General features: G+C 55.1%; 10 protein-coding genes, 1 tRNA gene and 1 other RNA gene. 3 read left to right on the top strand and 9 right to left on the bottom strand.

Annotated elements, in window-relative coordinates:
- Positions 1 to 9: 9 nt before the first annotated feature.
- The 6 genes from AURMO_RS01475 to AURMO_RS01450 all read right to left on the bottom strand — a co-directional run bounded on the left by AURMO_RS01475 (position 10) and on the right by AURMO_RS01450 (position 7,756).
- Entirely contained in the window at positions 10 to 1,485 is a 1,476-nt protein-coding gene (locus AURMO_RS01475; protein ID WP_110232821.1) for a malate:quinone oxidoreductase, read from the bottom strand.
- A 120-nt stretch (positions 1,486 to 1,605) separates the two neighbouring features.
- The gene (locus AURMO_RS01470; RefSeq protein ID WP_110232820.1) at positions 1,606 to 2,667 is read right to left on the bottom strand and encodes an aspartate-semialdehyde dehydrogenase; all 1,062 of its coding nucleotides are present in this window, start codon (positions 2,665 to 2,667) and stop codon (positions 1,606 to 1,608) included.
- Positions 2,664 to 3,929 (bottom strand): aspartate kinase, encoded by a 1,266-nt coding sequence (locus AURMO_RS01465; RefSeq protein WP_110232819.1) that lies wholly within the window; start codon positions 3,927 to 3,929, stop codon positions 2,664 to 2,666. The genes AURMO_RS01470 and AURMO_RS01465 overlap by 4 nt, the downstream gene beginning before the upstream one ends.
- Positions 3,930 to 4,016: 87 nt before the next feature.
- Positions 4,017 to 5,114, bottom strand: a complete 1,098-nt coding sequence (locus AURMO_RS01460) for a M20 family metallopeptidase (RefSeq protein WP_110232818.1) — start codon at positions 5,112 to 5,114, stop codon at positions 4,017 to 4,019.
- Between the two features lie 21 nt (positions 5,115 to 5,135).
- Positions 5,136 to 5,732 carry a recombination mediator RecR gene (gene recR, locus AURMO_RS01455; RefSeq protein ID WP_110232817.1) on the bottom strand — a complete coding sequence of 199 codons (597 nt, stop codon included), beginning with the start codon at positions 5,730 to 5,732 and terminating at the stop codon, positions 5,136 to 5,138.
- A gap of 2 nt (positions 5,733 to 5,734) precedes the next feature.
- Positions 5,735 to 7,756, bottom strand: a complete 2,022-nt coding sequence (locus AURMO_RS01450) for a DNA polymerase III subunit gamma and tau (protein WP_110232816.1) — start codon at positions 7,754 to 7,756, stop codon at positions 5,735 to 5,737.
- 135 nt (positions 7,757 to 7,891) lie between these two features.
- Between AURMO_RS01450 and AURMO_RS01445 the strand changes: the two genes are divergently transcribed.
- Complete coding sequence (locus AURMO_RS01445) at positions 7,892 to 8,455, top strand: type IV toxin-antitoxin system AbiEi family antitoxin domain-containing protein (protein ID WP_162532638.1); 564 nt, start codon at positions 7,892 to 7,894, stop codon at positions 8,453 to 8,455.
- Positions 8,448 to 9,395 (top strand): nucleotidyl transferase AbiEii/AbiGii toxin family protein, encoded by a 948-nt coding sequence (locus AURMO_RS01440; protein WP_162532637.1) that lies wholly within the window; start codon positions 8,448 to 8,450, stop codon positions 9,393 to 9,395. Before AURMO_RS01445 ends, AURMO_RS01440 begins: the two co-directional genes overlap by 8 nt.
- Here the strand turns inward: AURMO_RS01440 and ffs are convergent.
- An RNA gene (gene ffs / locus AURMO_RS01435) (signal recognition particle sRNA small type) lies at positions 9,395 to 9,491 on the bottom strand. The genes AURMO_RS01440 and ffs overlap by 1 nt on opposite strands.
- A gap of 109 nt (positions 9,492 to 9,600) precedes the next feature.
- Here ffs and AURMO_RS01430 point away from each other — a divergent pair.
- Positions 9,601 to 9,688, top strand: a tRNA-Ser gene (locus tag AURMO_RS01430).
- 443 nt (positions 9,689 to 10,131) lie between these two features.
- On the opposite strand, the gene AURMO_RS01425 is transcribed toward AURMO_RS01430, so the two are convergent.
- Complete coding sequence (locus AURMO_RS01425; RefSeq protein ID WP_204163631.1) at positions 10,132 to 10,656, bottom strand: SRPBCC family protein; 525 nt, start codon at positions 10,654 to 10,656, stop codon at positions 10,132 to 10,134.
- On the bottom strand, positions 10,653 to 12,809 hold the full coding sequence (locus AURMO_RS01420) for a heavy metal translocating P-type ATPase (RefSeq protein WP_110232813.1): 2,157 nt from the start codon (positions 12,807 to 12,809) through the stop codon (positions 10,653 to 10,655). Before AURMO_RS01420 ends, AURMO_RS01425 begins: the two co-directional genes overlap by 4 nt.
- Positions 12,810 to 12,842 lie beyond the last annotated feature (33 nt).

The raw sequence follows: 12,842 nt of genomic DNA, 5'->3' as shown, positions 1-12,842 counted from the left end.
CAGTCTTCCCTATGTAGAGAGCTTGAGCGTCTTAGCCGAGGCGGCAAATGACTTCTTTGCCACGTCAGGAGTATCTGACAGGCGTGTGCCAAAACTTGGAATCATCTTCTTGATTTCGGGCTCCCAGCCTGCAAACTCGGTGGGGAAGCAGCGCTTGAGAACATCGAGCATGACAGGGACAGACACAGATGCACCCGGGGAAGCACCGAGCAAACCTGCGATGGACCCATCCGCAGCAGCGATGACCTCAGTACCGAACTGAAGAACTCCGACCTTCTTGGGATCCTTCTTCATGACCTGAACGCGCTGACCTGCAGTGATGAGTTCCCAGTCCTCGTGCTGAGCATCGGGGAAGAACTCGCGCAGAGCATCGAGTTTCTTCTGGGGGCTCGCCATGAGCTCACCGATCAAGTACTTGAGCAGGTCAAGGTTGGTTGCTCCCACAGCCAGCATCGGGAAGATGTTGTTGAAGCGAATGGAACCGGGAAGGTCAAACCACGAACCTTCCTTGAGGAACTTCGGGGTGAAGCCTGCGAAAGGACCAAAGAGGAGCGACTTCTCGCCATCGACCACACGAGTGTCGAGGTGAGGAACAGACATGGGGGGTGCTCCCACAGACGCCTTGCCATAGACCTTGGCTTGGTGGCGAGCCACGAGGGCAGGGTTCGACGTGCGAAGGAACTGACCTGAGATGGGGAATCCACCGAAGCCCTTAGCTTCCTTGATTCCTGCGCTCTGCAGCAGTGCCAGCGCACCACCACCAGCACCCACAAAGACGAACTTCGCGGTGATGGAGTGAGGAGTGTTTCCGACAGAGTCTCGCAAGGACAGCTTCCAGTGACCGTTGTGCAGCTTCTTGAGTCCCGTGACCTGCGTCTCGGTGCGCAGCTTCGCACCGTTGGTAGTGATGTAGTTCAAGAGCTGCTTGGTCAGCGATCCATAGTCCACGTCAGTACCAGCAGTGATGCGGGTTGCGGCGATGGGTTCATTGCCGGTGCGGCCATCCATGAGCAGAGGAGTCCACTTAGCAATGACCTTGGGGTCTTCGGAGTACTCCATGCCCGCAAACAGTGGCTCATCCTTGAGCACGGCGTAACGCTTGCGCAGGTATTCCACGTTGGCCTCGCCCCAGACGAAGGTCATGTGGGGGGTGGAGTTAATAAAGCTGGTGGGTGCATCGAGCATCTTGGCCGCGACCATGTGTGCCCAGAACTGCAGGGAAACCTGGAACTGCTCGTTGATGGCAACAGCCTTGGAAGCTTCAACCGAACCATCGGCAGCCTCAGGCATGTAGTTCAGTTCACACAGACCGGCGTGACCAGTACCAGCGTTGTTCCAGGGGTTGGAGCTTTCCTGAGCAACCTCACCGAGGCGCTCATAAACCTGGATGCTCCAGTCGGGTTGCAATTGCTTAATCAGAGCGCCGAGGGTGGCACTCATGATTCCGCCACCAATTAGGGCAACATCAACCGTCTTTGCATTCACATCCGCCAGTTTACGCGTGAAGTGCCTCCACCACCGCTGTCCTCATTCCCACCTACCGGGAGCAACGCCGAAGGCCACCAGGAGAGAATCCTGATGGCCTTCGGCTGAAGTACTGAATACTTAGGCGCGGTCAGCTGCAATCAGCTCTGCGATCTGCACGGCGTTGAGCGCTGCACCCTTGCGCAGGTTGTCATTGCTGACAAACAGCGCCAGTCCGCGGCCACCATCAACGGTCTCATCGGCGCGAATACGGCCAACGAAACTGGGGTCAGCACCTGCCGCCTGGAGAGGCGTGGGAACGTCTTCCAGCTGAACGCCGGGAGCATTCGCGAGCAATTCGCGAGCACGCTCAGGCGAGATTGCCTTACCGAATTCTGCATTGATAGACAGCGAGTGACCGGTGAATACGGGAACGCGAACACACAAACCCGACACAAGAAGCTCTGGGATCTCGAGAATCTTGCGGCTCTCGTTACGCAGCTTCTTCTCTTCGTCGGTTTCGTTGAGTCCGTCTTCGAGGATGGAACCTGCGAGCGGAACAACATCGAAGGCGATGGTCTTCACATACTTCACAGGTGCAGGGAAAGTGATGGCAGAACCGTCGTGCACGAGGTCTTCCAGGTTGCCCTGGTCAACAGCGGCACGAATCTGGTTCGCGAGCTCTTCAGCACCAGCCAGACCAGAACCAGACACCGCCTGGAAAGTGGTCACGTTCATGCGCTCGAGGCCAGCCTCAGCGTGGAGAACCTTGAGCACGGGCATTGCTGCCATGGTGGTGCAGTTGGGGTTTGCAATGATGCCCTTGACGGCCTGCTTAATGGCGTGAGGGTTGACCTCAGAAACCACGAGAGGAACCTCGGGGTCCATGCGCCAGCCGGACGAGTTGTCGACAACGATGACACCAGCAGCGGCAAAGCGAGGTGCCTGTGCCTTGGATGCGGTGGCACCTGCCGAGAAGAGAGCCACGTCGATGCCCGAAGGATCAGCAGTTTCCACGTCTTCGACAACAACGTCATGTCCTGCATAGGGAAGTACGCTTCCTGCCGAACGCGCAGAAGCGAAGAAGCGGATGGACTTCACGGGGAAGTTACGCTCTTCGAGCAGACGACGCATGACCTTGCCGACCTGGCCGGTTGCACCGACGACGGCAACATTGAGCCCCTCGGGGGCGATGACGGTCATCGGCCGGTTCCTGCGTAGACAACAGCCTCAACATCAGAGTCGAGACCGAAAGCGGTGTGCACCTTACGCAGTGCCTCGTTGAGCTGGTCAGCGCGCATGATGACCGAGATGCGAATCTCAGAAGTGGAGATCATGTCAATGTTGACGCCTGCTTCAAAGAGTGCGGTGAACAGCTGAGCAGAAACACCCGAGCTGGTGCGCATACCGGCACCGACCACAGAAAGCTTGCCAATGTTCTCATCCAGTGCCAGGTCAGAGAATCCGATGTCGGACTGTGCTGCCTTCAAGGCAGCCAGTGCGTCATCTGCTTCTGCGGTGGGCAGGGTGAAGGAGATATCGGTCTGACCAGAGCCGCCTGAGGAGACGTTCTGCACGATCATGTCGATGTTGATGTCCGCAGCTGCGACAACGGTGAAAATCTGTGCAGCCTTACCTGGAACGTCTGGAACACCGGCAACGGTGATCTTTGCCTCGCTCAGGTCCCCGGCAACACCGGTGATGATGGGCTCTTCCACTGTTTCTCCCTCCGTGGGGTTGTAGACAATTGTTCCCTCGTTGGGTACGAACGAGGAGCGCACGTGCAAGGTCACGCCGTGACGGCGTGCATACTCGGTTGCGCGAATGTTGAGAACCTTGGCACCGCTGGCAGCCAGCTCGAGCATTTCTTCGCTGGAGATGCGGTGAATCTTGGACGCGTTGGGAACAACGCGAGGGTCAGCGGTGAAAACACCGTCGACGTCGGTGTAAATCTCACAGACATCTGCATCGAGTGCAGCAGCCAGTGCCACGGCAGAGGTGTCTGAACCACCGCGACCGAGGGTGGTGATGTCACCGGTAGAGCGGTTGAAGCCCTGGAAACCAGCAACAATGACAATGTTGCCTTCAGCAACTGCTTCACGCAGACGACCGGGGGTCACCTCCACGATGCGGGCAGTACCGTGCTGTGCATCGGTGATCATGCCGGCCTGTGAACCGGTGAAAGATTTAGCGTCGTGACCGAGGGAACGAACGGCCATGGCAACTAGTGCCATCGAGATGCGCTCACCTGCGGTGAGGAGCATGTCGAGCTCACGCGGCGCGTGATTACTAGAAACCTCGTTGGCCAGATCCATCAGCTCATCGGTGGTGTCACCCATGGCAGAAACAACGACAACAACGTCGTTTCCAGCCTCTTTGGTCTCGACAATGCGCTTGGCGACGCGCTTGATGCTCTCAGCATCTGCAACGGAAGATCCGCCAAACTTCTGCACAATCAAGCTCACGGTTGATAACTCCTGAAGGAATATGCTCGCGGCTACGGTTCTCACGAGCTGGAAACTCTATTCTACGGGCAGTTCGAAGCTCACTTTTTACGCAAGCAGTTTTATCAAAGCCGAGCAAAGCGAGCGTACTTGCCGCAGATCCACCCATTCATCGATGGCATGAAGGCCCCCACCGGTTGGTCCGCAGATCAGAGTGGGGCAGACTTCTTCCCACAAGGGGGCTTCCATCCAGTACGGTGCTACAAAATTCAATTTGGTTCCCAATTCCAGGGCTAGGGCCTGGGAAAGATGTGCAGCGGGGCCTTCGGCTTGTAATTGCCACGCTTCACGAGAGGCAACCAGCTCAAGATCCCAGGTCCATGTTGAATCCCCAAGCGAACGAACCACCTCTAGAACCTGGTCTGACCGCTGTCCGGGGACTGTGCGTAATTCAATAATGCACTCTGCCTCATCAGGTATTACAAAGGAGGACTCTCCTCCCCTCACCATCGTGACCATGAGGTCGCCACCAGTCTCGCGAATCTCCTGCGCCTTGTTTTCAATAGCAGAAAGTAGATGCCCTAACTGTGTCACTGCATTGATACCCAGTTCAGGCTGTGAGCTGTGTGCAGCACGACCACTGATGCGCGCTCGAACAACGGCGAAGCCACGTAAGGACACAGCTAGATCCAAACCAGTTGGCTCAGCTATGAGGCACAGGTCGGGGTGAATGCCTAAACCAGGAAGAGCTGCAATGACTGCTTCCGACCCCATGCTGGCGTCTTCTTCGTCTGCGACTAGTGCCAAGAGTGGTCGGTAGGAGGAAGAACTACGAGAGAGATGTTCAGCAGCCACCACCAATGCTGCAACTCCCCCCTTCATATCTGCAGCACCGCGAGCAAAGAGCTTGTCGCCTTCCACTTGTGCAGTGAAGGGATTTTCCATGCCCTTAACCCCGACGGTATCGAGATGGCCATTGAGCACCACCGTCGGACCCTCTCCGGGGCCAACGGCAACGAGGCTCGGTCTGTTTGTCTCATCTTGTGAAGGCACAATATGAATGGTGAAACCGTTCGCTTCAAGTCGAGTTGCAAGAAAGCGCACGATATCTGCTTCTCCCGCAGCTCCATTAACCAAGCCAGGATTGACACTGTCGATTCCGACGAGCTGCGTCAGAAGCTCTACGGCTTCGTGCTCCGGTGACATAGGAACCTCTCCCACTGGAAGTTAGTTGACGGTACGACGACCTTCAAAAGCACGACCCAGCGTGACCTCATCTGCATATTCCAAATCTCCACCCACGGGCAGACCTGAAGCCAGGCGGGACACCTTGATTTCGAGGGTCTTGAGTAAACGTGAGAGATAAGTCGCCGTTGCTTCACCTTCAAGGTTGGGGTCGGTCGCAATGATGACCTCGGTCACGGTGCCATCAGCTAGACGAGTCATGAGTTGGCGAATGCGCAGGTCATCCGGACCGATGCCATCGATAGGGCTAATGGCGCCGCCAAGCACGTGATAAAGCCCGCGGAATTCACGGGTGCGCTCGATAGCAACCACGTCTTTGGCTTCTTCCACGACGCAGATGAAGGTGGGGTCACGGCGAGGATCACGGCAAATACCGCAGGTGACTTCTTCACTGACGTTTCCGCAGATCTCGCAGAACTTGACCTTCTCGCGCACCTCAATCAGCACCGAGGACAGGCGCGTCACATCAAAAGACTCGGTCTGCAGAATGTGGAACGCGATGCGCTGGGCAGACTTAGGCCCAATACCGGGAAGGCGCCCCAGCTCATCAATGAGCTCCTGAACGATGCCGTCATACATGACTAGGCCTGGTCCTCGGGCTCGGGTGCAACAACAGCTACAGGAGCAGTCACTTCTTCAGCAATGAACTTGGCATCGAGAAGTTCGCGCACAACAGCTTCGCCATAGCGAGCTTCTTCGTGTGCTGCCTGTTCAGGAGTGAGCTTCTTGGCCGCAGGTGCAGCAGGAGCTGCAACCTCTGCAACAACAACGACTTCGTCAACGACAGGCTCGTCTTCGAGAACAGCAGGTGCTCCCCCGCCAGGGATAGCGACAACGTCCCAGCCGTCATCAACGGCGGGAGGATCTGTTTCCTCGAAAGGGGGTTCTTCTTCCAGATCAGCAGGTGGCTCTTCAGGAAGTGGTGGTTCTTCTGCCTGGGCAGCGGGTGCTGGGGTGGCAAACTCACGTGGAGCGTTGACGGGGGCAGCTGGAGCAGCAACAGAACCTGTATCCGTCATGCGATCAATCGGAGCTGTCGCACTGGAATCACTGGACACCTTGAAGCCCACACGAACACCGACAGTGTCGAGGATGGCTTGGCGAAGAATCTCGTGCACACCGCCAGGCACGCCCTTCTGAGGGCGGAACGACGCAGCATCTGCTTCGTTGCTGAAGACCAGAGTCAGCACCTCATCTTCAAGAGAGCGAACCTGGGCAGAGACAACTACCAACCACGCAGCACGGCTTGTGGTTTGGATCTTCTCCAGAACTGCAGGCCACGCTTCAAGAAGTTCACGGGTGCCGACAGGTCCGGTTGGAACAACAACCTTGGGCTCTTCCACAACAGGAGCTTGTGCAACAGGAGCTTCCTTGACCGACTCAGGCTTGGCAACGGGAGCCTCAACCTTAGGTGCGGGTGCAGGGGCAGGTGCTACTGCAGGCTTTGCAGGAGCTGTGGGTGCTGAAGCAGCTGGTGCGACAGCTACAGCTGGAGCTCCACCTGTTGCACGAACCAGTAGACGAGCAATCATGAGTTCGAGGTGAAGACGTGGAGAAGTGGCACCGGTCATCTCAGTGAGGGACGAGTTCACCACGTCTGCAGCACGAGAAAGCTCAGCAGAGCCAAAGTTCTTGGCCTGAGCCTGCATGCGCTCGAGTTCATCGGCAGGGATACCGCGGAGTACAGCGTTGGCATTGGCGCCGGTGGCGGCAACAAGAATGAGGTCACGCAAACGTTCAAGCAGATCCTCAACAAAGCGGCGAGGGTCCTGACCGGTCTGAATGACACGGTCAACCGCAGCGAAAGCACCTGCCGAGTCTGCTGCGGCGAGCGCATCTACTGCTTCATCCAGCAGTGCGCTGTGGGTGTAACCCAGGAGAGAAACTGCACGCTCATAGGTCACGGCATCGTTCTCAGAACCAGCAATGAGCTGATCCAGGAGAGACAGAGTGTCACGAGCTGAACCGCCACCTGCGCGCACAACAAGTGCGAGCACACCAGGCTCAACGGCAATCTTCTCGGAAACACACAGGCTCTCGCAGTACTCAAGCATCTGTGCGGGAGGAATCAAACGGAAGGGGTAGTGGTGGGTGCGCGAGCGAATCGTGCCGATGACCTTTTCAGGTTCGGTCGTGGCGAAGATGAACTTCACGTGCTCGGGGGGTTCTTCCACCAACTTGAGCAGAGCGTTGAAGCCCTGAGGGGTGACCATGTGAGCCTCATCGAGGATGAAGATCTTGTAACGGTCACGGGCCGGAGCAAACACGGCACGCTCACGCAGATCACGGGCGTCATCAACACCGTTGTGGCTGGCGGCGTCAATTTCGACGACGTCGAGAGAGCCGCCACCGTCACGTGAGAGTTCAATACAGCTGGGGCACTTGCCACAGGGAGTATCGGTAGGTCCCTCAGCACAGTTGAGGCAGCGAGCCAGGATGCGAGCAGAAGTTGTCTTACCGCACCCACGGGGGCCGCTGAAGAGATAGGCGTGGTTGACCCGGTTTGTGCGCAGTGCCGTCATCAGAGGATCGGTGACGTGGGATTGTCCAATTACGTCAGCGAATGATTCTGGCCGGTAACGGCGATACAGTGCGGTAGCCACAACTCAATCGTATCGGCGAAAAGGGACATTGCTTCCTTCGCAAGTTCTGCACAATTCTCGGAGCATGACGATTATTGGAGAGCTAGATCGATAAAAAACAATGACAAAAGTATGCCATTTTGGTATACTTTTGGCATGAACGAAGTGCTCACTTATCTTGAACAATTACGAGAACTTGCACTCGATCAACATGGTTTTGTTTCAAGCGCACAAGCTGTAGCTGCCGGGATTCCTAAGACTGAACTTCCTCGTCTTGCATCCCGAGGCAGGATTTCCCGAGTGGGGCACGGAATTTATCGCATCTCCCAAGTGCCCTCCACTCAATATGAAAACCTGGCACTGGCGCTGTTAGAGACCGGTGTTGAGGATGCATGCATCTCTCATGACACGGCCTTGGCGGTATGGGAAATCTGCGATATTAACCCAGCGACTTTACACATCAGTGTGCCGCAGGGCAGGCGAATTAGGCGTTCACTAAAACCACATTACGAAATCCATCGTCAAAACGTTCAGCCCTCAGATGCGACCTGGTGGCAAGAGATTCCATTAACCAGCATCGCAAAAACCATCGGTGACTGCATAGTTGATGGCACACCCACCTACCTCTTGCGTCAAGCCATTGTCAATGGTGCGGCCTCTGGGATGCTCAGTTCTCTCGACCAACAAGAACTCACCCAGAAACTTGATCAACGTGGATGATGTGACTTCTCCTTTAGATCTATCTGCATTTCTGAAGACCTTGCAACGAAGAGACAAGGAGCCAAATTCTGCCCGTGTGCTCAATTCCTGGATTGCTCAGGCAGAGCGGAAAGCGGGCTCGGAGTCTGGGCGTCTTGGCTGGCTCATCGCCTCGACTGTCGTGACAGCAAAATTACAAAAGGTATCCCAGGCAGATCAGACTCCCTATTTCCTCCTCAAAGGAGGAACACTGCTCCAACATCGCCTGACCCACTTTTCTCGCGCTACAAGGGACCTCGACGGAATGGTCCGGGCAGACCTCGACACCTTTATTGCCTTACTGGATTCCGAACTCGCATATGACTGGGGGCCATTTAGCTTCACTAGAGGAAGCGTCTCTCTCATTAACGTGCCCTACCTAGAAGTAAAACCTCGTCGATTCACCGTTTCCCTTTTTCTCAATGGAGTTATTTGGAGAACTATCAACGTAGAAATTTCTCCCTCCGAAGGCGGCGTAGGGGAAGATATTGAATCATTCCTCGCCCCAGACATAGCGGGGTTTGGGATTATCGGTCCAGAACAGCTCTCTGGTATCCCCCTCAGCTACCAAATTGCCCAGAAAGTCCATGCTGTTACCGACCCCCATAATCCGCCAGCAAGTCGAAACGATCGAGTCAGAGATGTGATTGATCTTGTGCTGCTCAAAGAACTCATAGAAATGTTAGGAGCTCCACATTTAGGTGATGTTGCAGATTCCATTCAAGAGACATTCATCTTTCGCGCAATGGGTTCCAGAAAAGCCGGAATGACGGCTCGCACCTGGCCGGCAACAATTCAGGCTTACCCCCATTGGGAGGTTGAGTTTGAACGTACAGCGCGCGAGATTAACTTTCCCTATTCGCTAAGCGAATCAATCCAACTACTAAATAGTTGGCTTCTGGGCATCCAGCGAAAGAAATGAAAAAGGACCCCTCGCGCACCCGCCAGAGCCCGGTTACCCTTGCTACGTTTCCGTCCTGGGGGAGTTGGCCTGGGTGGCGCCACGCGAGGAGCCAGTATCAAGTGTAAAGCACACAGCTGAGTGCTCTCCACGCGAGTTCGTCTGCACCCAAAAGTGCGGTTAGAATAATGAAGTTGTCCTCTCACGCAAGTGAGTAGGTTCACCAGGAGGATTCGCCTAGTGGCCTATGGCGCACGCTTGGAAAGCGTGTTGGGTTAACGCCCTCGGGGGTTCGAATCCCCCATCTTCCGCCAATGTGATCTCTCGAGACATCGTTCATATATGTCTCGAGAGATCGTTCATATTTATGGACGTGTTGCGCATCATGCCTGTTGGTTTGTGGGCCATCTTCAGCCTTGAATATGAGGCATTTGTAAGTAATCCTGTCCAACCGCCTGTAGAGGCACGGACTGTGTTCAATCGCAAGGGCGAGAGCTCTTTGTTTGACTGACTTCTATACTCGTTTTCAACAAAACTTAATTGTTGTTAAATGTGGCCAAACCTAAGGTAACAAACCAGGCTGCTGAGGAACCCCGCAGCACCCTTACTTGCTGGATTTTCTCAATTGTGAACCCTTGATGATGTGAACGATGTCTCGAGAGATATGTGAACTATGTCGTGAACCTAGACACCCCATTCTCCGCAAACAAAATGACCGCCCCTGAGGCGGTCATTTTGTTTGCTGGTTTTGTTTTGCCTAACTACTGGGCTTCGCCGCGGCGAACATTTTGATTGCCGCACTTACCATTTGCTTCACACACCATCGAGCGTAGGGCGCACCACCCAAGAGCCCCAGGAAGGTGGTATTGGACGGAAGATTGTAGGAAATGTGAACTAACAGCTTGCTAGTGTCCGTATCGACCGGCTCAATGTCAAAGCCAAGTCTGTAGTGACCGATTACAAGCAAGTCAGCAACGACTGTTTCCCAGACCTTACGGCGAAACGGCGTCCGTTCGGTGACCACTTCGTCCAAATGGAGAGGAATGCCTAGAACTTTGCCGTCCATTTTGATGTGAGAACCGACCACTTGCCCTCGATTTTCATCGAGAATGAGGTGCATCGAACCACCGAGCATCATGAGCGATTTCTTTGACTCCATGTGTCCAGACAAGTTTTCGTGATTGTCAAGATACTCAAACAGGCGCTTTGCCCCTGCAGGCAGAATGACCGAGGCCTGTGAATGCCTGCGATACTTTCGCTCGGAATCGCCAGGCGTTTTCATGATTTGGGCAACCTCAAGCCCTTGAGTAACAGAGCATTTGCCGCAACTATGATGCTCGATCCAGACATGCTAATCGCTGCAATCTCTGGCGACAGCATGAGTCCGAATGCTGGATAGAAGACTCCTGCCGCAATCGGTAGTGCTATTGCGTTATATCCAATGGCCCAACCGAGGTTTTGGCGCATTTTCCTCAGGGTCCCTTTTCCGATTGCAAGAGCCACTGCGACATCCAGCGGGTCGGATCTCATCAGGACTACATCTGCCGTCTCGATAGCGACATCAGTGCCTGCTCCGATTGCGATACCAACGTCTGCTTGCGCCAGTGCTGGGGCATCGTTGACGCCATCTCCCACCATGGCTACACGCTTTCCGCTCGCTTGCAGCTCTGCAATCTTGGCAGCCTTATCTTCTGGTCGAACTTCAGCCATCACATTGTCTATGCCGAGCGAGTTGGCGATTCGTGTCGCTGTTTGCAGGTTGTCGCCAGTCAACATAGCAACTTCTACGTTTTGTCGATGGAGTGCCTCAATCGTTGGTATTGCGGTTGGACGCGGAGCGTCAGCGATGGCAAGCACACACGAGATTCGACCGTCAACTGCGGCCAAGATGGATGTCCGCCCTGACTCAACAAAGGATGCGTGAGAATCTCGGGCAGGCCCAAGGTCTATGGATTCAGACTCCAAAAGACTGGCATTGCCGAGAACGACTCTGTGACCATCAACCGTCGCGATAGCACCTTGTCCTGTAACGTTGCGGAACTCTGTAACTGAACCCAGGACGATTGATTTCGACTCAGCATAAGAAACAACGGCCCGAGCTAGAGGATGTTCTGATTGAGTTTCGGCTGCTGCTACTAGCCCCATTACCCGGTCTGATTCACCCTCCAAAACGACATAGTCAGTAACTTCAGGTGCACCCCTTGTGAGCGTGCCCGTTTTGTCAAATACAACAACATCAATGCGAGCTGATGCTTCGATTCCGGCAGCATTCTTGAATAGCACGCCTCGTTTCGCACCTAGGCTGGTCCCCACCATGATTGCAGTGGGTGTAGCAAGACCTAGAGCGTCAGGGCAGGTGATGACCACGACAGTGATCGCAAAGAGCATCGCCGTGGGAACATCTGCACCAGCCAGTAGCCACCCTGCGAAGGTGGCTGTTCCGCCAATAAGTGCCACTAACACCAACCAAAAGGCCGCTCTATCTGCCAGCCGTTGCCCTGGTGCTTTGGAGTTCTGGGCTGTTTGTACAAGCTGAACTATCTGTGCCAATGCGGATTCGGAGCCTACCTTGGTAGCTCGGACCTTCATAGCTCCGAAAGTGTTGACCGTGGCGCCAATAACCTCGAAACCGACAGCCTTGTGCACCGGCATGCTCTCGCCGGTGACCATGGATTCGTCAACCTCTGATTCGCCGTCGATGACAATGCCATCAGTGGGGATCTTTGCTCCCGGGCGGATGACCATAACATCGCCCTCAACTACGTCTGCAGTGGCGAGCTCAACTTCGTGACCGTCTCGAATGACAATGGCTGATGGGGGTGACAACTCCAGCAAAGTTCGGATCGCATCATTTGCGCCTCCACGGGCGCGCATCTCAACCCAGTGTCCAAGTAAGACGAAAGTCGCCAAGACTGAAGCGGCCTCATAGAAGACTTCGCCTCCTCCAGTCAGAGTTACCACGACGCTGTAGAGCCAGCCGGTTCCAATACCCACGGCAACCAGAACCATCATGTCCAGCGTGCGACGTCGAAGTGCTCGCCATGCCCCATCAAAGAAGATCCACGAGGAGTAGAAGATAACGGGAATGGAGAGCATGAGCGCGAAATACGCGTCTGAGAGGCCAAAAGGTGCAGGAAGCGTGAAGCCAAATACCTGGCGACCAATCGGCGACCAGAGCGTTATTGGAATCGAAAGAATGGCAGCGACAAGGAAACGGTTTCGCATGTCACGTGACATCTCTGCGAATGACATGTGGCTATGGTGACCACCATGCCCCATCGCGTCCTGCATCGAAAGCGAGGGACTTTGAGCTGCTGCGGACGATGCGCCGTTGTGATTTGCCTGGTGCTCATGCATCTCATGGTGTTCATGGATGCTGTGATGATCCGGCATTGATGAATGGACGTGGTCGTGGTCGTGGTCGTGGTTTTCCATCAGAATCCTTTGATTGGGGGCTGGGCTGTGCCG

The sequence above is a fragment of the Aurantimicrobium photophilum genome, assembly GCF_003194085.1.
Taxonomy (GTDB): Bacteria; Actinomycetota; Actinomycetes; order Actinomycetales; family Microbacteriaceae; genus Aurantimicrobium; species Aurantimicrobium photophilum.
This window is presented reverse-complemented; position numbering and strand designations above follow the sequence as displayed.